The 22,063-nt window shown below is 65.1% G+C and carries 22 protein-coding genes; 7 read left to right on the forward strand and 15 right to left on the reverse strand.

All coding sequences use genetic code 11. The features are described from left to right. On the reverse strand, positions 1–1,011 hold the full coding sequence (gene deoC, locus PQQ53_RS24925) for a deoxyribose-phosphate aldolase (protein WP_408326937.1): 1,011 nt from the start codon (positions 1,009–1,011) through the stop codon (positions 1–3). A gap of 252 nt (positions 1,012–1,263) precedes the next feature. Here deoC and PQQ53_RS24930 point away from each other — a divergent pair, with 252 nt between their 5' ends. The 3 genes from PQQ53_RS24930 (at position 1,264) to PQQ53_RS24940 (ending at position 5,143) form a co-directional block, all read left to right on the forward strand. Continuing rightward, positions 1,264–2,901, forward strand: a complete 1,638-nt coding sequence (locus tag PQQ53_RS24930) for a sugar ABC transporter ATP-binding protein (RefSeq protein WP_408141358.1) — start codon at positions 1,264–1,266, stop codon at positions 2,899–2,901. After that, on the forward strand, positions 2,898–3,899 hold the full coding sequence (locus PQQ53_RS24935) for an ABC transporter permease (RefSeq protein WP_408326940.1): 1,002 nt from the start codon (positions 2,898–2,900) through the stop codon (positions 3,897–3,899). Before PQQ53_RS24930 ends, PQQ53_RS24935 begins: the two co-directional genes overlap by 4 nt. 98 nt (positions 3,900–3,997) lie before the next feature. Then, positions 3,998–5,143 carry a substrate-binding domain-containing protein gene (locus tag PQQ53_RS24940; protein WP_408141356.1) on the forward strand — a complete coding sequence of 382 codons (1,146 nt, stop codon included), beginning with the start codon at positions 3,998–4,000 and terminating at the stop codon, positions 5,141–5,143. Between the two features lie 173 nt (positions 5,144–5,316). Here PQQ53_RS24940 and PQQ53_RS24945 read toward each other — a convergent pair whose 3' ends face one another. Continuing rightward, entirely contained in the window at positions 5,317–6,168 is an 852-nt protein-coding gene (locus PQQ53_RS24945; RefSeq protein WP_408141355.1) for a LysR substrate-binding domain-containing protein, read from the reverse strand. Positions 6,169–6,268: 100 nt separating this feature from the next. Here PQQ53_RS24945 and PQQ53_RS24950 point away from each other — a divergent pair, with 100 nt between their 5' ends. Together PQQ53_RS24950 and PQQ53_RS24955 are read left to right on the forward strand one after the other, a co-directional pair. Then, the gene (locus tag PQQ53_RS24950) at positions 6,269–7,120 is read left to right on the forward strand and encodes an alpha/beta fold hydrolase (RefSeq protein ID WP_408326943.1); all 852 of its coding nucleotides are present in this window, start codon (positions 6,269–6,271) and stop codon (positions 7,118–7,120) included. Positions 7,121–7,411: 291 nt separating this feature from the next. Then, on the forward strand, positions 7,412–7,795 hold the full coding sequence (locus tag PQQ53_RS24955; protein ID WP_408327069.1) for a hypothetical protein: 384 nt from the start codon (positions 7,412–7,414) through the stop codon (positions 7,793–7,795). A 27-nt stretch (positions 7,796–7,822) separates the two neighbouring features. Here the strand turns inward: PQQ53_RS24955 and PQQ53_RS24960 are convergent, their stop codons facing one another. The 13 genes from PQQ53_RS24960 to PQQ53_RS25020 all read right to left on the reverse strand — a co-directional run bounded on the left by PQQ53_RS24960 (position 7,823) and on the right by PQQ53_RS25020 (position 19,766). Then, positions 7,823–8,869, reverse strand: coding sequence for a vWA domain-containing protein (locus PQQ53_RS24960; RefSeq protein ID WP_408326946.1), 1,047 nt, complete (start codon positions 8,867–8,869; stop codon positions 7,823–7,825). Further along, on the reverse strand, positions 8,866–9,426 hold the full coding sequence (locus PQQ53_RS24965) for a tetratricopeptide repeat protein (RefSeq protein ID WP_408326949.1): 561 nt from the start codon (positions 9,424–9,426) through the stop codon (positions 8,866–8,868). Before PQQ53_RS24965 ends, PQQ53_RS24960 begins: the two co-directional genes overlap by 4 nt. After that, a complete protein-coding gene (locus PQQ53_RS24970) occupies positions 9,423–10,409 on the reverse strand; it encodes a vWA domain-containing protein (RefSeq protein WP_408155798.1) in 987 nt (328 codons plus the stop codon). Before PQQ53_RS24970 ends, PQQ53_RS24965 begins: the two co-directional genes overlap by 4 nt. Then, on the reverse strand, positions 10,406–11,344 hold the full coding sequence (locus PQQ53_RS24975; RefSeq protein WP_408326952.1) for a calcium incorporation protein MxaA: 939 nt from the start codon (positions 11,342–11,344) through the stop codon (positions 10,406–10,408). The genes PQQ53_RS24970 and PQQ53_RS24975 overlap by 4 nt, the downstream gene beginning before the upstream one ends. Then, positions 11,341–12,204: a DUF58 domain-containing protein gene (locus PQQ53_RS24980; RefSeq protein WP_408141349.1), complete on the reverse strand. Its 864-nt coding sequence runs from the start codon at positions 12,202–12,204 to the stop codon at positions 11,341–11,343. Before PQQ53_RS24980 ends, PQQ53_RS24975 begins: the two co-directional genes overlap by 4 nt. Positions 12,205–12,246: 42 nt before the next feature. Continuing rightward, the gene (locus PQQ53_RS24985; protein WP_408141348.1) at positions 12,247–13,266 is read right to left on the reverse strand and encodes an AAA family ATPase; all 1,020 of its coding nucleotides are present in this window, start codon (positions 13,264–13,266) and stop codon (positions 12,247–12,249) included. Positions 13,267–13,555: 289 nt separating this feature from the next. Continuing rightward, a complete protein-coding gene (locus PQQ53_RS24990) occupies positions 13,556–14,011 on the reverse strand; it encodes a DUF3280 domain-containing protein (protein WP_408326955.1) in 456 nt (151 codons plus the stop codon). Positions 14,012–14,139: 128 nt separating this feature from the next. Further along, positions 14,140–15,156, reverse strand: a complete 1,017-nt coding sequence (locus PQQ53_RS24995; protein ID WP_408141346.1) for a LysR family transcriptional regulator — start codon at positions 15,154–15,156, stop codon at positions 14,140–14,142. A 5-nt stretch (positions 15,157–15,161) separates the two neighbouring features. Then, the gene (locus PQQ53_RS25000; RefSeq protein WP_408141513.1) at positions 15,162–15,500 is read right to left on the reverse strand and encodes a carboxymuconolactone decarboxylase family protein; all 339 of its coding nucleotides are present in this window, start codon (positions 15,498–15,500) and stop codon (positions 15,162–15,164) included. Between the two features lie 132 nt (positions 15,501–15,632). Continuing rightward, positions 15,633–16,388, reverse strand: a complete 756-nt coding sequence (locus PQQ53_RS25005; RefSeq protein WP_408326958.1) for a hypothetical protein — start codon at positions 16,386–16,388, stop codon at positions 15,633–15,635. Then, positions 16,385–17,299 carry a substrate-binding domain-containing protein gene (locus tag PQQ53_RS25010; protein WP_408326961.1) on the reverse strand — a complete coding sequence of 305 codons (915 nt, stop codon included), beginning with the start codon at positions 17,297–17,299 and terminating at the stop codon, positions 16,385–16,387. Before PQQ53_RS25010 ends, PQQ53_RS25005 begins: the two co-directional genes overlap by 4 nt. Positions 17,300–17,328: 29 nt before the next feature. Next, positions 17,329–17,751 carry a c-type cytochrome gene (locus PQQ53_RS25015; protein ID WP_408141343.1) on the reverse strand — a complete coding sequence of 141 codons (423 nt, stop codon included), beginning with the start codon at positions 17,749–17,751 and terminating at the stop codon, positions 17,329–17,331. Positions 17,752–17,948: 197 nt separating this feature from the next. After that, positions 17,949–19,766: a methanol/ethanol family PQQ-dependent dehydrogenase gene (locus tag PQQ53_RS25020; protein ID WP_408141342.1), complete on the reverse strand. Its 1,818-nt coding sequence runs from the start codon at positions 19,764–19,766 to the stop codon at positions 17,949–17,951. 452 nt (positions 19,767–20,218) lie between these two features. On the opposite strand from PQQ53_RS25020, the gene PQQ53_RS25025 reads away from it, so the two are divergent. Next, positions 20,219–20,617, forward strand: a complete 399-nt coding sequence (locus tag PQQ53_RS25025; RefSeq protein ID WP_408141341.1) for a 4a-hydroxytetrahydrobiopterin dehydratase — start codon at positions 20,219–20,221, stop codon at positions 20,615–20,617. A gap of 355 nt (positions 20,618–20,972) precedes the next feature. Further along, positions 20,973–21,998 carry a beta-ribofuranosylaminobenzene 5'-phosphate synthase family protein gene (locus tag PQQ53_RS25030; protein WP_408326964.1) on the forward strand — a complete coding sequence of 342 codons (1,026 nt, stop codon included), beginning with the start codon at positions 20,973–20,975 and terminating at the stop codon, positions 21,996–21,998. Positions 21,999–22,063 lie beyond the last annotated feature (65 nt).

Raw genomic sequence — 22,063 nt, forward strand, 5'->3', positions numbered from 1 at the left:
TCAGGCTACGGGGTGACGGTTGAAAGCGGAGTAACGGCCGCTCACGTGATGTTCGAGCTGGCGTTCGATATCGGCCAGCAGGCTCGACGCGCCGATCCGGAACAGCTCCGGTTCGAGCCACGGACGGCCCAGTTCCTCTTTCATCAAAATTTGATACGACAGCACGGACTTCGCGCTCGACACGCCGCCCGCCGGCTTGAAGCCGATCGGCACGCCGGTGCGCGCCTCGTATTCGCGGATCATGCGCACCATCACGAGCGAGACGTCCAGCGTCGCGTTGACGCCTTCCTTGCCGGTCGAGGTCTTGATGAAATCGGCGCCCGCCATCATGCAGACCATCGACGCGCGGGCGACGTTGGACAGCGTGCGGATGTCGCCGGTGGCGAGAATCGTCTTCAGATGCGCCGGTCCGCACGCCGCGCGGAAGTCGCGCACTTCGTCATACAAGGCCTGCCAGTTGCCGGTCAGCACATATTCGCGCGTCACGACGATGTCGATTTCCATCGCGCCGTCCGCCACCGACGCCTCGATCTCCTTGAGCTTCAGCGGATGCGGAATCAGGCCCGCCGGAAAACCAGTCGATACCGCCGCGACCGGAATGCCGCTGCCCTCCAAGGCATCGACCGCCGCCGCGACGAAGCGGTGATACACGCAGACCGCACCCGTGGTGATGCCCTGCGGCGCGATGCCGAGCGCTTCGAGCAGATCGGCGCGCACCGGCTGGCGTGCTTTCGCGCACAGGCGGCGCACGCGGCCTTCGGTGTCGTCGCCGTTCAGCGTCGTCAGATCGATGCAGGTGACGGCCTTCAGCAGCCACGCGGCCTGCGCATCCTTCTTGACGGTGCGGCGCGTGGCCAGCGTGGCCGTGCGCCGTTCCACCGCGGACTGGTTGACGCGCAATCCGTCCAGCCATGACGCGTCGAACGGCGTGCCCGGATTGCGCACCGGATGGATGAGCGGCCCGCCGCGCAGCGCGACGACCGACGAAGACAACGAAGGAGCTTCAGGCATGGGACATCCGGAAATTTGGCGCGGCGCACAACAGCCGCCGACAATTTGTTCGCACTTATGCTACAACGATTGATAGAATCATAACAAGCATTACGACGCAATCTTCACATATGCGGGCGCTTAAGCCCGCTGAAGCACCATGAATGTTATTGACGCACCAAATTCATGATGCGAGGATCACAACACCGGTCATGACCGGTCGCGCCAGGCGCAAAGAAAAATTTGGTCGCATCGACGAAGGAGACAAGCCAGATGAATGAGCCGGATGCGGTTGCGGCCGCGTCATCTCGTCGGGTTCCATTGATCCGCGTCGCGGGCGTCACCAAGCGGTTTGGCGGCGTGCAGGCGTTGCGCGGCGTCGACCTCGAGGTGCTGCCCGGCGAAGTTCACGCGCTGCTCGGCGAAAACGGCGCGGGCAAATCCACGCTGATCAAGATCCTCAGCGGTGTTCACACCTTCGACGAAGGCACCATCGAGATCGACGGCCGGAAAGTGGCGTTCGACTCGCCCGCGCAATCGCGTGCTGCCGGTGTCGCGGTGGTCTATCAGGATTTGAGCCTCGTCGAATCGCTGTCGGTCGGCGCCAACCTGATGCTGGGGCGCGAGCCCCGCACGCGCCTCGGTTTCGTGAAGAACCGCCAGTTGATGGCCACCGTCAGCGAATTTCTGCGCTTGCGTGGCATTCCGCTCGATCCGCGCACGCCAGTGGGCGCGTTGCCGTTCGCCTATCGGCAAATGACCGAGATCTGCAAAGCGTTGATGGGCGACGTACGGGTGCTGATTCTCGACGAACCGACCTCGGCGCTGACGGGCGGCGAAGAACAGATCCTGTTCGACGCGATTCGCGCGGTCACCGATCGCGGCGTGGGCGTGATTTACGTGACGCATCGCCTGAACGAAGTGTTCCGCATTTCGCAGCGCGTCACCGTGTTCCGTGATGGTGCCAATGCCGGCGTGTTCCAGACGGCCGACACCGACATGAAGCAACTGGTCGCGGCGATTGTCGGCTCGGGCCATGCGGCTCTGCATGCCAGAGAGGAGACTGCCGTTGGCGTGACCGACGCGGTGCCGGATACCACGACAACGCAGACCAGCGCCGCGCGAAGTGCGGATAGCGCACCCGTTCTGCGACTCTCGAACGTGAGCAACGACCGGCTTCATGATGTCGATCTCGCGGTTCGCGGCGGCGAGATTCACGGTCTTGCGGGCCTGATCGGCAGTGGCCGCAGCGAAATCCTGCAGACCATCTTCGGCATTCGCAAGATCGAAGCGGGCGCGATCGAAATCGACGGCCAAACCCGCTCGCGCAACACGCCCGCCGAAGCGATCCAGCTCGGTATCGCGCTCGTTCCCGAGGATCGCCATCTCGAAGGACTCGTGCTCGACCATTCGATCGAGCGCAACCTTACCTTGCCGCACCTGCCGCATTTTTCCCGCTGGGGATGGCTGCGCAGCCAGACGGCCGTGCAACAGGCGAAGCGCTCGATGAAAGAGCTATCCGTCAAGGCGCCCGGCGCCTCGACTGCGGTCAAGTTTTTGTCCGGCGGCAACCAGCAGAAAGTGGTCTTCGCGAAGTGGAATCACCCGCGCCCCAAGCTGCTTCTGCTCGACGAGCCGACTGTCGGCGTCGATGTCGGCGCGCGCGAGGAAATCTACGGCGTGGTCCACGACGCCGCGCAGGCGGGCACCGGCGTGCTCGTCGTGTCCTCGGACCTCGACGAACTCCTGCGCCTGTGCGACCGGATTTCGATCGTCGCGGACGGCTGCATCGTCAAGACCGTCGAGCGTGCCGAACTCGCCAACGCCGAAGCGCTTCATCACCTGATTCAACTGTCCCGTTCTTCCATCGAGTCTCCCGAGGGGACGTCCGTCGGAGCGCACGCAACATGAACGATTCCGTCTCGCCGCTGACGGCCAAACGGCAGGCATCGCTGCCGCAGAAAAGCCGCACGCGGCGCATTGCGCAACTCCTGCTGCAAGGCGACCGGCCCTACGCACTCTATGGCGCGTTCGCGATCCTGCTGGTGGTCTTCAGTTTCGCCTCGCCCTGGTTCTTATCGATCGACAACTTTCTGAACATCGGCCGGCAGACCGCGCTCGTGTCGATCGTCGCGATCGGCATGACCTTCGTGATCATTGCCCGGCAGATCGATCTGTCGGTGGGGTCCAGCCTCGCGCTATCGGGCATGTCCGCAGCACTCGCCATGACGTACGTCGGCGACAACTGGATCATCGGCGCGATCGCGGGTATCGGCACCGGCGCGATTGTCGGCGCGATCAACGGGGTGGTGACCACGCGGCTCAATATTCCATCGTTTCTCGTGACGCTCGGCTCGCTGAGCGCCGCACGCGGACTGGCCCTGATGGTCACGACGACCAAGCCCGTCATCATCACCAACGACTCGTTCATCGCGATCTTCGGCGAAGGCGACATTGCGGGCGTGCCGGTGCCGATCATCTGGACCGCGCTGGCCGTGATCGCCGGCATTCTGCTGCTGCACTACAGCGTGTTCGGCAGGCAGATCTACGCGGCCGGCGGCAATCCGACCGCCGCGCTCTATTCCGGCATCAACACGCGGCGCGTGACCACCCTCGCCTTCATTCTCACCGGCGCGCTGGCCGGGCTTGCCGCGCTCGTGCTCTCCGCGCGCTCGCACGCGGCACGCCCCGACGTCGTGCAGGGACTCGAACTCGATGTGATCGCCTCCGTGACGCTCGGCGGCTGCAGCCTGTTCGGCGGGCGCGGCTTCGTGCTCGGCACGCTGCTCGGCAGCCTCATCATCGGCACGCTCAACAATGGGCTCGTGCTGCTCGGCGTCAGTTCATCGCTGCAACTCGTGATCAAGGGGGTCATCATCGTCGCGGCGGTGGCGTTCACCCGGAAGTGATGCGGGACACGCCGACCACGCGCGATATCACGTGCCCCCGGTTCTTGTGAAATGGCTGGAGACGTAACACCGACAGGAAAAACCAACGGAGGAGAATCATGAAACATCGTCGTGGCTCGAGAAATGTTCTAACCGGGGTCCTCGCGGCGGCTGCCGTCGCGGCGCTCGCTTCGCCGGGCGCCTGGGCGCAATGCGTGACCAGCCTGCCCGCCGGGTCGATCGGTCCGAAGACGATCGTCGGGCAAGGACCGAACGGGGAAAAGGCGTCTTCGGTGGAGGCGATCAAGCTGACCGACGCCGATATCGCGAAGATCAAGGCCGGCAAGTTCAAGGTGGGCATTTCGATGCAGACCATGAACCTCGACTGGTCGCAATTGCAGGTGCAAGGCATCACCGATACGCTCAAGAAATACGGCGTGGAAGTGATCGGCACGGCGTCAGCCGAGTACCAGGTCGACAAACAGATCGCCGATATCGAGAACACGATCCAGCGCCATCCCGACGGCATCATCTCGATTCCGGTCGACGGCACCGCGACCGCCGCCACGTACAAGAAAGTGTCCGCCGCCGGCATCAAGCTCGTCTTCATGGACAACGTGCCGACCGGCCTGAAGCATCCGGAGCAATACGCGTCGATGATTTCGGCGGACAGCGAGGGCAACGGCCAGATCGCCGCGAAGGTGCTCGCGTCGTGCGTGCCGCAGGGCGCGACGATCGGGCTCGTGAATTTCGGCGTGGATTACTTCAGCACGACGGAGCGCACGAAGGCCGTCAATGACTGGATCAGGAAGAATCGTCCGGACATCAAGATCAAACAGGTCGCCTTTACGGACCCGTCGAAAGTGGGGCAGATCGCGGGCGATTTCCTCACCGGCAATCCGGACGTGAAGGGCCTGTTCGCTGTCTGGGACCAACCGGCGCTCGACACGCTGACCTCGATGCGCGCCCAAGGCGTGAACATTCCGGTCACGACGGTCGATCTGGGTCTTCAGTCCGCGATCGAGATCGCCAAGGGCGGACCGCTCAAGGCGACCGGCTCGCAACGTCCCTATGATCAGGGCGTGGCCGAGGCCACGGCGATGATGAAGGCGCTCATCGGACAGACGCCGCCGGCGTGGATCGGTGTGCAGTCCCTGCCGGTGGTTCAGTCGAACGTGCTCGAATCTTATAAGACCGTGTTCAAGAAAGATCCCCCGCCGCAGTTGGCCGATGCTTGCAAGAAGGCCAAGCCGGCTTGTGGGTGAGGCTACGGTTGAAACGCTGCGATAGCTCGCGCGTGGCCAACGGATTTGAAGCCGACCGCCGGTCCTGTTCGCCCGCGCGCATTCGGCTTCGGGTGGCAGGAAGCCCCGCCTGATCGCATCCACCCGGCGCGGGTGGATGCCCCGCTTCGCGCCCATGCCGGGCGATCGCGCGGCTAGCGCCGCAACTCCGCGACGATCTTCTCCGCCAGAAAATCACACGGTGGACGATTCGACGACGTACTTCGCGCAAGCACCATCTCCAGCGCCGGAATCTCGGGCAATCCGTGCGTGCGCCCGAGCCGCGCAAAGTGCGCCGGCACCGCGCATTGCGCGAGCGGCACGATGGCGAGCCCCGCTTCCGCCATCGACAGCAACCCGAGCAGGCTCGGGCTTTCATACGAGGTCCGGTACGGAATCTTCGCGCGTTCGAGGCTGCGAATCGCGTTTTCCCGCGCGACGCTGCCGGGCAGGAACACGGCAATCGGCAACGGCCGCTCGCGCCATATTTCATCGGCGCCCGGCGCCGCGGCCCACTCCATGGGTTCGAGCCGGATGAACTCGCCCGACAGTCCTTTGATCCGCGTCGCGCACACGAGGTCGACGGAACCGTCCTTCACCATCGGCGCGAGCGCCACGCTCGGCAAACCCACCACGCGGATTTCCACCTTCGGATAGGTCGCGGAAAACTTCTTGAGGATCGGCGGCAGCAGCGACGACGCGTAATCGTCCGGCACGCCGATGCTTACGCGCCCGGTCACGTCCGGCCGAACCACGGCCGCCCAGGCTTCGTCGCGTAACGCCAGCATGCGGCGCGCGTAGGTGAGCAGCACTTCGCCGTCCTGGGTCGGGCTCACGCTTCTCGGCTTACGCACGAAGAGCGGCTTGCCCAGCGCGATTTCAAGCGTCTTGATCTGCATGCTGACCGCCGATTGCGAGCGATGCACGACCTCCGCCGCCCGGCTGATGTTGCCGGTATCGGCGACGGCGACGATCATGGTCAGAACGTCGAGATCGAGAGCCTTCATGTGCGCAAGTCACTATCAGAAAAATTGATGGATTCGATCAATATTACGCGATTTTCCAGGACAAAGGAATCGGGCATAGTGCCGGCAAAGGAGCCAGTCAATGAACGCCCGTACCAACCTCGCAGTGCTTGCCGTACCGGAAATATCCTTTGCGACCATCGCATCGGGCATCTGCGTACCGTATGTCGAGTGCGGCGAGGGCGAACCCCTGCTGTTCGTGCACGGTTCGCTTTGCGACTATCGCTACTGGAGCGCGCAGACCGCGGCGCTGTCGCAGCACTTCCGCTGCATCTCGGTGAGTCTGAGCCACTACTGGCCGGCGAGCGAAGCTTGCATCCAGAGCGAGTTCGGCTGGCAGACGCACGTGGCCGAACTGGCCGAATTCATCGAGGCGATCGACCTGGGGCCGGTGCATCTGGTCGGCCATTCGCGCGGCGGCTGCGTGGCGTTCAATGTGGCGCGCGACTATCCGCGGCTCGTAAAGACGCTCACGCTCGCGGACCCGGGCGGCCCGCTGCACGTCGAAGGGATGACGCCGGCGACCCTGCCCGCCTCCACCAACGTGCTGCGGGCGCGCGTCGCCGAACTGATCGAGAGCCACCAGATCGACGAGGGACTGGAGCTGTTCGTCGACTCGGTGAGCATGCCCGGCGCGTGGCGCAAGAGCCCGGCTGCATTCCGTGCGATGGCGATCGACAATGCGGGCACGCTGCCCAAGCAGCTGCGCGACCCTTTGCCCGCCTATTCCCACGAAACGGCGCGCGAGGTGAAGTGCCGAACCCTGCTCATCGATGGGCAAAAGAGCCCGCGCATGTTTCGCAACAATGTGGAAAAGCTCTCCACATGGATCGACTATGCCGAACGACAAACCATCGAAGGCGCTTCGCATGGGATGAACGTGTCGAATGCGGGCGCTTTCAACCGGTTGCTGCATGCGTTCGTGAAGTATTGAAACGCGATTGAATCAAGTGATCTGCGCGGACAGCAGCACGGTGCGCGGCGCGGCGTTCGTGATGGACGTGGCCGCAATGCGCGGAACGTCGCGAGGTAAGCGCGCGTGCGCCTCTCCAGCAGCGACGGCTCGATCAAACTCCTCGACAGGCGTGGCGCCCGCCGCCTGCTGGCTTCGCTCGCGACGACAGCCCGAGCGAGGCCGCCAGGGATCGATCAGAGCCGGGAAAAGGCACCGACACAATATTGGGTAAGCTTGTCGTCGATCCCGTTACCCGAGACTTTTTCGCCGATGCCTTCTTCGATCCGCAATTCGCTCGTCTGGATATTCGACGCGTTCGAGCGCGATTCGACCTTCGTCCAGAAGCGGATGTTCGGCTGTGCTGCCGCCTATCTCGACGGCCTGCTGTGTCTGATCGCCGCCGACCGGGGCGAGCCGTGGAACGGTCTGCTGGTCTGCACATCGAAAGAGCGCCACGCCGCGCTTATCGCCGACATGCCGGCTTTGCAGCCGCATCCCGTGCTCGGAAAATGGCTGTACATCTCGCAGAACGATCCGGCGTTTGAAATCACCGTTGAACAGATGACGACCCTGGTGATGGCCCGCGATGAGCGTGTCGGTGTCGAGCCGAAGCCACGCAAGCGTCGCGGCAAACTCGCGTTGCCCAAAACATGAGGCGCCTCCCCCGCACTCCACCAGGGTTCAGACGTCTGCCTCCGTGACCCGCAACCTCTCCGATCGCGGCCGCTCCACCACCGGACGCTCCGGCGAGCGCGCCGCCAGCGCCGACAAGGTCCTCGCGGCAAGCCGCCGCATCGCATCGCGCCAAACCCGCAGCCAGGTCCAGACGACATCCGGCACAAACCGCCCGACCAGCAGCAACAGCGCAAACAGCGCGGGAATCCAGCGCATATCCACCGGCACCGGCTCGCGATGAGCGAGGCGCACGTCCAGCATGGCATCGCCCAACGCATTCGTGGCCCACAGCCGCCGATAACCGAGCCCGGTCTGCCCACCCACGAACGCGAGATACTGACCGCGCAACTCGGAAAGCTCCTCATGCGTCTCGATCCGCGGATCGGCCCCCGGCAAAGCGGGCACCTGTACCACGTCGTCGGCCTGCCAGTACCCGGTCCGATTGCCGTTGACGTCGGTCCTCGGAATCGCCGCGGGCTGGTCGCCGCCCACGCCGATCAGCCAACCTTCGATCCGCGCGGGATTCAGATCCCGCATCAGCGCCCGCGACGCCGGCAAAGGCGGTGCTTCCTGGCCATCGGTGATGAACACGACGGCCGCGCCACGACCGACCTCCTGCGCCACGCGCACCGCCGAATAAACCCCGCCCTCGGCGATACGGCTCCAGTTGGTCCAACGCATGCGCCCGTCGATACCGTCGAGCGACACCAGCAGCGCGTCGTAGTTGCCGCACACCTCGAGGGGCGCCAGCAACAGCAAGGTCCGTTGCCCGGTGAACACGCTCCAGCCCACCTTCGAGCCGCACGGCAACTGTCCGAGCGCGTCGCGCATCGCGGCCTGCGCGAACTTGAGCCGGCTCACCGGCGCGCCGTTCAGCACGACATCCTCGACGTCCATGCTTTGCGTGATATCGAACGTCACAATGTAGTCGAAGGTATTGCGCGGCAGCGTCACATCCGGCATCACGACCGCCGCGATCAACGCGACGAGCGCGAGCGGCGTCAGCCAGTGACGCACCCTCGCGAAGCCCGGCGTGTGGGCCCCGGCGCTCATGGCAAGTCCTTGCTCTCGGGGTCGCGCACTTTCACGTTGTGCTGCTCTTTCACATCCGGCTCGTCGAGCGCGGTGGGCGTTTCAGGCGCGAGCCAAAGCGCGCGTTCGAGGTTGTAGCGCGCGTCCCAATCGCCCGGTGACGCACGCAGCAGCAGCCGGTAGCGCGCCTTGGCCTCGCTGATCATCGCGATCGACCGGATGCCGTTCGACGCGCCCTCGCCGCCTCCCTCGCGCAGATACATATTGCCGAGATCGAACAGCGCCGTGCGGCCGAGGTCGTCGGGATGGTCGTGGATCAAACTTTCGTAGAGCCGCGCCGCCGTATCGTAGGCACCCGCTTTCGAGAGCGCCGTCGCGCGGGCCAGCAGAACCTGCGGCGCCTCTTCGTTCGAATGGTTCGGATGGTTCGCGTGGGTCTCGCGCGCATCGCTGCTCGCGGCGGCAATCGCCTGATTCAGCTGGCCGGCGTGCTGAAGGCGTATCCAGCTATACGCGGCGAAACCCGCGCAGGCCAGCGCCACAGTGGCGAACACGGCGTGAATGAGGGTGCGCGTCATGCCCAGCTCCGTACCTGAAACAGACGCATTGCCATCAGCATGGCCGCGCAGAACAGCGCGAGCGCGAAGCAATACGGACTCCAGTCCTGGCGAGGCAAATGCTCGACAAACGACGTCAACGCATTCTGCTGCCGGTTGATTTCGGCGACGGCCGCCATCATCGCCTTCGCGTCGCCGGCCTGGAAAAGGCGGTAAGGCGTCGGCAGCGACAGAAAATAGCGATGCAATTCGGCTTCGGCCGACGCCTCGCCGGCGGGCAACGTCGCGTTCAGATCGGGGCTGTAGATGCCGCTGCGCAAGTAGATGAAGTACAGCGCGATCTGATTGCGCAGCAGACTCGCCTGAATGCGCCGCCGCACCGTTTCGTCGAGCCGCGCGCCGCCGTCGGAGACGAGCACGATCGCGCGGCGGCCCGACGACGGGCGGCCTTCGAACTGATCGAGCGCGGCCAGCATCCCACGGTCGAGTTGCGTGTCCGGCATACCGCGTCCGATTGCCGTCGCGGCGATGGCATCGTCGATCGCACGATGGTTGTAGGTGAACGGCATCGCCAGCACGGGACTGGTGCCGAACATCATGAACGCGAGGCGGTCGTTGGGGCGCTGGCTCACGAAGCTCGTCAGCGACGCGCGCGCCACCTTGTTCTTCGACTCGCCGCGCGGCGACTCGACGCCCGGGCTCGCCATCGGCTCGTCCATGCTGGCGCTGCGATCCATCAGGATCAGGATCTGCGCGCCGCTGCCGGTGCGCGGCACCTGCAGTTGCGAGCGCCCCGGCCCCGCGAGTCCGACGACGATCGCCGCGATCGCCAGCACGCCGCACACGCGCGCGAGCCATCCCACCCAGCGTCCGACATGATCGGGCGGCAGCCACGCGACGCTGGAAAACGGCAGCGTATCGCTGCGCCGCGGCAGCAACGGCAGCACGGCGAGCGGCAGCAGGATCAGCATCCACGGAGCGGCGAAGTCGAGGGCCATGATCATCGCTGGTGACGCCGTTCGGCCCGATACAGCGCACGGCACAACGCCTGCAACGGAAATTCGGCGGTGTCCGGGACGGGTTTGAAAAAGCGCTCGGCCGACACCTGATAGAAATGCTCGAGTTGCGCGCGCAGCGGCTGCAAATACGGCGCGCGCGCAAGGAGACCCGGCAACGAACCTGCATGCACGACCTGACCCGCGGTTTCGTTCAATGCCCGATGCAGGCAGAACCACGCGTCCTTCGACGCGGCCGCTTGCGCACCTTCGAGCCGCCGCATCTGCCGCCATGCGCGTGCAAAGGGCAGCCGGTCCGACTCGCGCCGGTTGCGCCACGCCCACCATCCCGCCCACGCCAGCAACGTCGCGAGCAACAGACCCAGCGCCCACGCAATCTGGCGACGCAAGCCGGCGGTGGGCAGCAACGGCGCCCCGCGATCGGGGCGTAACGGCTGCAGGTCGCCGTCCGCGAAAACGGCCGGCGGCGTGAGCGGTGCGACGCTCGCCGGCCATTCGGCCACCCGCAGTTGCGCGCCGCTGGCCGAGCTCAGCGTCAATGCGGGCAATGCGATTTTGGTGAGCGTTTGCGGCGCATTGACGACCTGATAGCTGATCACCATCCAGCGGCGCCCCTGCGCATCCGTTTCGAACGACGCAGGCCCGCGTTCGAGCCAGACTCCGGTGCGGCCAACCGACGGCGGCGTGACCGCGCCCACGTCATGGCCACCCGCCTGCAGAAGCACGCGTTGCGTGAGCACATCGCCGAGCACGTAGCCGAATGCGCGCGGCTGTTCGACTGTGGCGGGCACCGCCGTGGCGGCATTGCCAATGGCCGCGTGCGTCGTGCCGATCAGCACGATCAGCGTGCTCAGCACTGCCGGCAGCACAGATCTGCACCAGCCCCCCCGAGCAACGCCGATCCGGAGCCCGCAAAGTCTCATACGGTCGTCTCCAGAAAATAGCGCGACATCGCTTCCGGATCGAAGGCGCCTTCGAGATAGAACGGCCGCATGCCGCGCGGGCCGAACGTCGCGCCGAGTTCCGCGCGACGGCGCACGACGCCCTCACGCCAGCGCTCGCGGATGCTGCCGCGCAGCCACACGCTGCGCTCCTCACCCGACTCGGCATCGTTGACGGCCAGCAGTTGACCGTTGCGCGGCGGCGAGATTTCCGCCTCGTCCCACACCACGATCGGCACCACGCACGCATGCACCAGCATGTCGAGCACCGCCGGCATCTGCACGAGCGGCCAGTGGAAGTCGGACACGACGAACACCAACGCCTGCCGCCCGGCAAGACGCGCCGCACAGCGCCGCAGCCCGTCGATGCCGCCGCGCCCCGCTTCCCGGGTCGCGCACGTGCGCAGCATCGTCGCGAGCAGATTGCCCGTGCCCCGGCCATAACGCTCCGGCATGAAGAGGTCGTCGCGTGCGCCAGCGTCGAAGGCCAGCATGCCCAGCCGGTCGCCGACACGGAATGCGCTATAACCCAGCGCCTCGACGAAGTCCGCGGCAACCTGCAACTTGGTTCGACGCGAGCCGAACTGCATGGACGCCGACACGTCGACGATCACCACCACCGGCACCGCCACGCGCTGCAGATTAACCCGCACGAGCCATTCCGAGCGCGCCGCGCGCACGCTCGCGCGCAAGTCCAGCCGGCGCGGATCGGGGTAGTCGAAGAGGCGCCCGTGCATCGCGAATTGCTGGCCGGAGCCGAAGCTCGAACCAGGATGCGAGCCCGGCCGCGCGCCGCCGGCGCGGGTCGGCAAACGGTAGTGGAATTCGGCTGTGCCGTTCATGGTTCGGAGCGCATCAGGACATCTCGCGCGGTTCGGCGCGCATCAGGGCACGGCCACTTTGGCCATGATCTGCGCGATCAGCGCTTCGGCCAGCTCCTGGCGGCGCAGTTCGTAGATCGGCGTGAAGAAGACCCGATGACCGAGCGCAGGCATCAGCACCTCGTGGATATCCTCCGGAACCAGATGCGAGCGTCCCGCGAGCCACGCGACCACGCGTGCGGCGCGCAGCAGCGCGCTCATGCCGCGCGGACTCGCACCGGCGAGAATCAGCTGCTGCATGTCAACGCCGTCGAGCGTAATGCCGAAGCGCAGCGGCGTTTCCGTCGCCTGCCAGATGTCGAGCGCGTAGCGTTCGATCGTCGCGCTCGCCTGCACGTCTTGCTGAATCGCCGCACCGACGCTGTTCAACTGTTCCCACGCGACGACGGCGGGCTTCAGCTGTGCGAGCAGCGCGTCGACGTCATGGAACATCGTATCGAACACCAGCGCGCGCCGGACGTCCGGCTCGGCGGGCGTGGGCATGTTCAGCTCGAACAGGAAGCGGTCGCGCGCGGCCGAGGCTAGCTCGAAGGTTTCTTCTTTTTCGACCTTGTTGCGATCGGCGAACACGGTCATATGCGGGAAGCGGTGTTCGCGGTCGAACGCCCAGACCGAACGCTCGGCCATCGCGCGCAGCAATAGCGACTGCACCTGCGGACGGGCGCGATTGATTTCGTTGAAGAAGAAGGTCGTCAACTGCTCGCCGTGACGCAGGAGCGGGCCGGGATCGATACGCGGCTTGCCGTCGGCGTCGACGTACGTGTGATAGACGAGGTCGCCCGGCATCAGATCGATGGTGCCTTCGACGCGCTCGAACTCGCCGCCGACCACCCGCGCAAACGCGCGCAACACCGTCGTCTTGCCGACGCCGACGCCGCCTTCGAGCAGCACGTGGCCCCGGGCGAACAATGCGACGTTGATGAGCCGCAGCGTTTGCTGCTGGCCGATGACAACCCTGGCGACTTCGCTTTCGATTTGCAGTGCGTGAAGACGCCAGTCCTGAAGCTGTTCGCCAGAACTCATCGATGCGATCTCCTCCTTATACCCTGCTGATTGTCGTGCGGCGCATGCTGTGTGCCGGAGCGGCGAAACGCGCCCGTCTTTCTGGTTCTGTTCTACCCGTGTGCGCGTCGAGTCCGGCTGAGTCCGGCTGCGTGCGCCTGCACCGGCATCCGTTCAAGCACGGTTTATGCCGGTTACCCATGACCCGCATGGAGCACTGCACCGCAGCCGGATCGTTGTCATCCTGTCACGACATTCGGGTACACACTGTGCCATTGGCACACCCCGTTGCTGCGGATTCGCGTCATTGTCACGGAGCCGCGTGCTTGCCTGACGCATCCGCGGCGTCTGCCTCCACGAGCAACCCGACCAGTGCGGTCGCGCCGCGACGCCACGACAGATCCGTGTTGCCGCGAATGTCGACCGAGCGTTGAAACAGGGTCCGGCCGCTCGCGACGTCTTCCACGCGCAAGTTCAGATTGAGAATGAGGTTGCTGACTTTCTGCACCCAGCAGACTGCCGCCTGTTCAGCGCCCAGCGCGCGCCCGACCTGCCGTGCGCAGCTATCGCAGGTGAACAGATCCTGCTCTGCGCCGAGTTTGGCGATCAGTTCGGCCGCCCGGGCGTTGTCGGCGACGCGGTAGCGCTGGCTCGCGTCCAGTTGCGCACGCACGGCATCGCTGATCATGCCGATTCGCGCCGCCTGGATGCGATTGGTCTCGGCGTCGTTGTAGGCGGCGTTATCGTCGATCAGAACGCAGTTCATCACCGCAATCGAAACCGGCCCGGCCCACACGGGCGCTGCACTTAACCCGAATCCGGCGATGACGGCAACGATGACGCACAACAGGCTCACACCACGCGCAAGCGAGGCACGCAACGAAAACCGCCGCCTCATTTGACGGGCCCCGCGCCGGCCGCAGCGCCCGTCACACCCACCAAACGTTCAAAGGGTGCGTATTCGTGCTCCAGATGCGTCGCCGCATGATCGAGCAGAAACTGGCGAAACACCACGCTGGTCGGCGACAACTGCTTGGACCGCAGATGCACGATCTGCCAGGTGCGCTCGATCGGCGTGCCGTTCACGTCCAGCAAAGCAATCTCGCCGGTACGCAGTTCCAGCAGCAGCGTGTGCAGCGAGATCAGGCTCACGCCCATGCCCGCCATCACCGCCTGCTTGATGGTTTCGTTGCTGCCTAGCGTGACGATTTTCGCGGGTGTGAACAGATGCTGCCGGAACATCACCTCGGCGGCCATGCGCGTGCCCGAGCCGGGCTCGCGCAACAGGAACGTGTCGCCCTTCAGTTCCTGCAGATCGAAGCGGCGCGCACCGCATAACGGATGATTCAGCGGCGCGATCACCACCTGAGGATGGCTGGCGAGCGGCTCGGTCGTCGTATCGAGTTCGGGAGGCGGGCGTCCCATGATCGCGAGATCGATCGCGTTGTCCTGCAGGAGCCGCAGCAGCGCATCGCGATTGCCGACCGAAAAGTGCACGTCGACCTTCGGGTACAGATGCGAATAGAGCGCGAGCAGTTTCGGCGCGAAGTAGGTCGCGGAACTGACGATCCCTACATTGATCGAGCCGCTGTCGGCCTGCTTGAGCGAGGTCATCGCATCTTCGGCGTCCTTGATCTCGCCGAGAATGCGGCTCGCGTGGTGCGTCAGCATCTCACCCGCTTCGGTCAGCGTGAGCTTGCGCGCGACGCGCTCGAACAGCCGCAGCCCGATCGCATCTTCGAGTTGATGAATCTGCATCGAGACGGCCGGCTGGGTCAGATGCAGTTCCTCGGCCGCGCGCGCGAAACTCGTATAGCGGCTCGCCACGACGAAGATCTGCAACTGCCGCAGAGTCAATGAGCGGATGAAATTCAGCTTGACCCGGTTCGTCGTGAAGCGCGCGGTCTGCATGTGGGCTAGCCGCTCTGCTGACCGAAGGCGTCGAGCGCGCGCGCGGAATAGACCAGCGCCGCGCCCGCGTTCAGCGCGATCGCCACCGACAGCGCCTGCGCCACCTCGTCCCGGCTCGCCCCTGCCTTCGCGGCGGCGGCGCTATGCAGCGCAATGCAGCCGTCGCAACGGGTGGTGACGGCGACCGCCAGCGCGATCAGCTCGCGCGTTTTCGCGTCCAGCGTGCCGGCGCGGGCAGCGGCGCCGTCGAGCGCCTGGAAGCCGGCGAGCGTGGCCGGCGCGGCGGCGCCGAGTTCGCCGATGGCCTGCTTCAGTGTCGGGGCGTAGTCGTGGGTGTCGATCAACATGCGTGAATTCCTTGTGGAAGTTGATGGGCGCGCGGCGGACGTAACACGGCACGGCCGCGCAATCGCGCGACAAGCGGCCAGCGACAAGCGGCCAGCGACAAGCCGCAACTGCCATCGCAGGCAGCCGCGCTAACGGCTCGCCCGTGGCGCATTCGACGACTTCAACGGCGCCTTCTCCGGTGTCGGCAATTTGCGCAGCACCGACTGGAAGCTCAGCGTCTCGGAATGCGCCGGATGCGCGAAGTCGTTGTTCGCGCCCGGCACATCGGTGCGAATCAGGACCACCTGGCCCGGCACGTCATCGGCAAGCAGGAAGGTGTAGCGCTTGCCCGTGAGTTGCGCGAAACGCGCCGCGTTCGGGTCGTTCAGATACGGCTGCACGACAATGCGCCGGGCACGCACGGACTTGCCGCCGGCTTCGGCCGTCACGCTCTCGATCTGCGGTCCGGCCGCGAGCGCGAGGCGCAGGCGCTGTTGAAAATAGCGCCGCTGTCCGCCCGTCAGACCCTGCATCTCCGTGATGTCTCGCTCCAGAAAATAGATGATCACGGGGTTGCATTGCAGCCCGCCGTTCGGCAACGGCACGCTGCCGCTATGGTCCGACACCTGGGCGTCGCCTTTCGCGTTATCCGGGCTGACCACCAGCACCTTGACGAGATCGGCGTTGCGCGACGGCTTTTCGGAATCGACCATCGCGTAGTCGAGCTCGGTCTGCGCAGCGACACCGTGCAGATGATCCGTCGTGAAGATCAGCTGTTCCGCCGGCGTGATGGCGCCGGTGCCGGGCGCATCCGCCGCGTGCGCGGCGAGCGGCACCGCGCACATCGCCCACATCGTCATCCATGCCGCCGCCGCGCGAAGCAAAGCGCTTCGTGCCTCCATCATGGCGACGCGTCGCCGGGTTTGGCCGCCGGCACGTCGACCGGCTTGAGCAGCGGCACCTGGTAGCTGGTGAGAATGTTGTCGATCTTGTCGTGGTTCGCGCCGATCCATTGATCCACCTTGTCTTTCCACGCCTTTTCGCCGTAACGCACGCCCATCGAGATCGCATAGTCGAAGCGGATGCCGGGCCCTGCGGGAAACGGCACGAGTCTGACCGTGTCGCCGGCGTGCTTCGCGAAGTAACCGGCGATCGGCCCCCACAGAAACACCACGTCGACGTTGCCCGCGCTCAGATCGTGTTCGATCATCTGGCCGGGATACTCCTGCGGATCGCCGCTTTGCACCCGGTACGAAACCGCCTGATCGATCAGATTGTGGCTGAGCAGCCAGTCCACCGCCGGGGTCTGCGAAAAGATGCCGAAGCGCAGTTTTTTCAACTGTTCGGGCGGCAGCTTCAGCAGGTCGTCGGGCGTCTTGATGCTGGCAAATTCGGGACGATTCGGGAACACCATCGCATAGGTCGATCGCAGATACGGCTGCGTGGTCGACGTCATGTCGTAGCCCTTCGGCACGCCGATGATCAGGTCGCACTTGAAGCGCTCGCTGCCGTCCTCCTTCTCGCGCAACGTGTGGCGCACGAAGCCCATGCGCTGCGGGAAGTAGGTGTACTCCAGCTTGTAGCCGAAATCGCTCGCCATCTGGCTCGCGATCCGGTTTTCGTAGCCCTCGCCCTTGCTGTTGGACAGCGGCATGTTGTTCGGGTCCGCGCACACTCTGAGGATGCCGTCCGCGCCGTCGTTATTGGGTAGCTCGGGGCCGTCCGCCCTCACCGCTGCGCTCGCGAGCGCAGCGCAGCAAAGCGCGGCCGCGCTGAGCGCGGCGTGCACGGACATGCTTCTTTTTTTATGACGCATCGTGAGCCTCCGAAAGAGTTGCGCCGGCCTCATTTAGCAGCATCGATGGCCTGCAGATCGCCCGGCTTGATCTGGCCGTCGGAGCGCCCTTTCAGATAAGCATAGAGGTTTTCCCAGTTCTTCTGCATCATCTGGCTCGTGCTGAAATCGGGCATGCCCTTCTCCACCCGGCCGCCGAACACCGTGCGATGAAACTCGGTCTTGTCGAGCGTCTTGAACGCGTCGATCAGCGACGGTCCCACCATGCCTTGCTGCTGCGCGCCGTGGCAGCGTTCGCAAGCGAGCGCGCGCCATGTTTTCCACCCTTGCAACGTATTACTGTCGACCTTGCTACCGTCGACCACCTTGTATGCGACCTGCGCAATCGAGGGATTGTTCTGAGCGTACCCGACGGGTAGCAGGACAAGTGCCGCGGGCAGTGTCGCGAGCAACAAGATTGATCGGCCTTTCATGCACATGTCTCCTTCAGGATGAACGGCGCCCCCGCTGCGTGTAGGCGACGCATCGGCGAAACGGGCGCGCGTGGGGTGATTCGTGTGTGCGGAACGGACTGGGGAGCCGGCCGGTGCGCCCTCCGTACAACGGACGCGCCGGCCGTGGGTATCAATCCGCTCCGGTGTTTCAGCTCCGGTGTTTCAGCTCCGGTGTTTCAGCTCTTTTCGCTCGGGATCGCGAACACGAAGAGCGTGCCGCCTAGCGCGGTGTACTTCGCGAGTTCACGATAGCCGCCGACCGCGCCCAGACCTTCGGTCGACTTTTCCAGACCGGCCGCCATGCCGATACCGGCCCAGCCGCCGATGCCCGAGTACACGCCGACGAACTGCTTGCCGCCGTACTCATACGTGAAGACGTTGCCGATGATTCCCGACGGCGTCTTGAAGCGCCACAGTTCCTTGCCGTCCTTGATGCGGACTGCCTTCAGGTAGCCTTCCAGCGTGCCGTAGAAGGCCACGCCGCCGGCCGTGGCGAGCACGCCCGACCACACCGAGAACTTCTCCGGCTTCGAGTAGACGATCTTGCCCTTGCTCGCATCCCACGCGATGAAGTTGCCCATCGCGTTGTTCTCGTTCGGGCCGGGATACATCGACAGCGTGGCGCCGACGTACGGCTGTCCCGACACGTAGTCGACATCGAACGGCTCGTAGTCCATGCAGACGTGGTTGGTCGGCACGAGGAACAGGTTCGAGTTCGGATCGAACGCAGCCGGTTGCTGGTCTTTCGAACCGAGCGCCGCCGGGCAGATGTTCTTCACGTTGTGATCCGAGCCTGCCGCCTGGGTCGAGTACGCCGCGTTGCGGATCGGCAGGCCGCTCTTCAGGTCGACGCGATCGGCCCAGTTCACCGCCGGGTCGTACTTCTGCGCGACGAGCAACTGGCCGGTTTCACGATTGAGCGTGTAGCCGAAACCGTTGCGATCGAAGTGGACGATCGAGGGCACCTTCTTGCCGCCGATGTTCAGGTCGGACAGGATCATTTCGTTGACGCCGTCATAATCCCATTCGTCGTGCGGCGTCATCTGGTAGACCCAGCGAGCCGTGCCGGTATTCAGGTCGCGCGCGAAGATCGACATCGACCATTTGTTGTCGCCCGGACGTTGCGTCGGGTTCCATGTGCCCGGATTGCCGGTGCCGTAGTAGATCAGGTTGAGTTTCGGGTCCCACGCATACCAGCCCCACGTGGTGCCGCCGCCCAGCTTCCACTGATCCCCCTTCCACGACTTGAGCGACGAATCCGCGCCGACCGGCACCATCTTGCCGTCGGTATAGGTCATCGTCTTTTGCGGGTCGAGCAGCATTTCGTTGTCGGGGCCCGTGCTATAGGCCGTCCAGACCGGCTTGCCGGTCTTGATGTCATACGCGATGAGCCGTCCGCGCACGCCGAATTCACCGCCCGAAATGCCGGTCACCACCTTGTCGCCGAAAACGTGCGGCGCGTTGGTGTTGGTTTCACCCGCTTTCGGATTGCCGTTCTGCGCGGTCCAGACCACATCGCCCGTCTTCGCGTTGAGCGCCACGAGTTTGGTGTCGGCCTGTTGCAGGAAGATCTTGCCGTCGCCATAAGCGAGACCGCGGTTGACGGTATCGCAGCACATCACGGAGACGACCTGCTCGTCCTGTTTCGGTTGGTATTGCCAGGCGAACGTCTGGTCCTTCAGGTTGATCGCGATGACCTTGTTGGGAAACGGCGAGTGGATGTACATCGTGTCGCCGATCACGAGCGGCGAGCCTTCATGGCCGCGCAGCACGCCAGTCGACATGGTCCAGGCGACCTGTAGCTTGCCGACGTTGTTCTCGTTGATCTGTTTGAGCGGGCTGTAGCGGTGATTCGCATAATCGCCCGCCTGGGCCGCCCAGTTGGATGGATTCTTCATCAGGCCGTCGAGCTGCGGATCGGCCTGTGCGACGATAGAGCTAAAGGCTGCCGATGCGAGGATCGCGAGCCCAAGAACCGTGGTGCGTAAGTTCATGTCTCCTCCAGAATTGTCCTGCTGTTCAACTCACGAATGACCCACGCTACCTCGCACGCATCGTGCGCGCCTTCTCGAGTGCAGGTAACGATTTACGCGCTGTCCCGATTCGACGTCGGGCTTCGCGGCGCATTAACGGCCAACGCATATTCCATGCCGACTGTGGCGCCGAAGGACAGCCTATGGCCGGCATCGGGTTGCCGTGCGGCACGCGAGCCCCGCTGCACGAGTCGCGCGTCGCGAGGCGGCCGTTGCAGGGCTCATCACCGATGCCGCGCAATGCGACGGATGTGACACGCGTGAACCCGTTGCGTTACGCGATGCGACACATACTGTGTCACGCCGGTGATACGAAGCGTGTCCTTTGCGAGTCATCTACCCGTGCGAACTGGCCCGGCACTTGCAGCATTCCGTAGTTCGGCGGGCGTTGCCCGCTTCCGAGGAGAACGGTCATGGCAAAGACAGAGCAGGTCTATTCCGACGAGGAGATCCAGCAACGCCTCGTCGGTCCGCTGCAGCACTGGTATCTCGAGGACGGCTGGCTGCGGCGCAAGTACCGGACCGAAGGCTGGAAGGGCACGCTGATGGTGGTCAATACAGTGGGCCATCTCGCGGAGGCCGCCTGGCATCATCCGGATCTGACGGTCTCCTACGCATTCGTGACCGTGAAGCTCAAGACGCATAGCGCGAAAGGCATCACGGACAAGGACTTTGCGCTCGCCACGAAAATGGAGTCGGTGATCCAGTGGCAACCCGGGCTCGAGGACGGTCCGCTCGAAGGCACGCCGTCCGACGATCAGCGCTTTCGCTATATCAAGTACGACGCGCCGAAACCCGCGCAAGGCGAGTGAGGGGTTTTCCCCTACCGCGCATTCCCGCTTGCCGGACGTGTGCCTCGCGGTGACCGCCGCGATGCGATGACGCCAGGGTGCAACACCGCGTGACACAGTGCACCTTCGGCGTCACACAGCGTCCACACGTACGCGGGACAACACGGCAGGCGGCGCGTTTCACCGCGACCTGAAGCGGCTATTCAAGTGGCCTGATTGTCGCGTGAGGCGGCGCTCTCCCGCGCTGGCCGCACGCCTGCGCGCCTGGTACGGCTTCTGCTTGAACTCGCCCGGCGCGCTGCCGCGATGCACCGCGCCGAATCCACCGGCGCCCTTCGGCCAGACCCTGTTCAGCGCACCCACAAGGATACTTGCGATGCCGCTCCAGTTTCGCCGCCTTCCGCCTCACACCGCCATCACCGTCGATGCGCCCGCGCGCCTGCATCTGGGTTTTCTCGACCCGAACGCGTCGCTAGGACGTGCGTTCGGCAGCCTGGGACTGGTGATCGACGCGCAGGGCACAAGGCTCGAAGCACGCCTCGCGGAGCGCGAGCGGATCGAGGGCGCGGTGACCGAAGCGGACCGCGAGCGCATCGCGCTTTGCCTCGCGCGGTTGCAGGCCGCCTACGGAGCGGCGACGGTCGCGATCGACGTCACGCATGCGCCGCGTGCGCACACCGGCCTCGGCTCCGGCACGCAGCTCGCGCTGGCCGTCGGCACGGCGTTCGTGCGCCTGCTCGGCCATCCGGCGAGCACCGCCGAGATCGCCGGGTTGCTCGGGCGCGGTGCGCGCTCCGGCATCGGCATTCTCGGTTTCGATGCGGGTGGCCTGCTGCTGGACGGCGGACCGGCCGGCGATCTCCATCAGGGCGTGCCGCCGCTGCTCGCACGCCAGCCGTTTCCGCACGAATGGCGCGTGCTCCTCGTGAGCGACCACGCCCGCCAGGGTTTGCACGGGGCAGAGGAGCGCCGCGCCCTCGCCTCGCTCGCGCCGTTTCCGCAGGCGCTAGCCGCGCATCTGTGTCATCTGGTGCTGATGCGCATTCTGCCGGGCGCGGCTGAGCATCACTTCGCGCCGTTCGCCGAGGGCCTCACCGACATGCAGCAGACCATCGGCGAATACTTCGCCAGCGCGCAAGGCGGCGTGTTCGCGAGCCCCGACGTCGAGCGCGTGCTGCGCGCGGTCGCCGCCGAACGGACGGCGGGCATCGGCCAGACTTCGTGGGGCCCGACGGGCTTTGCCATTCTCCCGAGCGCGCCCGATGCCGACAGCGCGCTCGCCACCGCGCGCGAAGCGACCCGCGCGATGCCGCATATCGAATGCACGGTCGTCGCCGCACGAAACAGCGGCGCGGTCATTCGCAACACCGACGCGCACGCGCAGCGGATCGACGCCGCATGACGCCCCTCAGGTCCTGCGCCCGTTGCAGGAGCCCGCACGCGGCGGCGCACCATCGCCACCATCGG

It is taken from the genome of Paraburkholderia strydomiana (genome assembly GCF_046030495.1).
Classification (GTDB): Bacteria; Pseudomonadota; Gammaproteobacteria; order Burkholderiales; family Burkholderiaceae; genus Paraburkholderia; species Paraburkholderia strydomiana_A.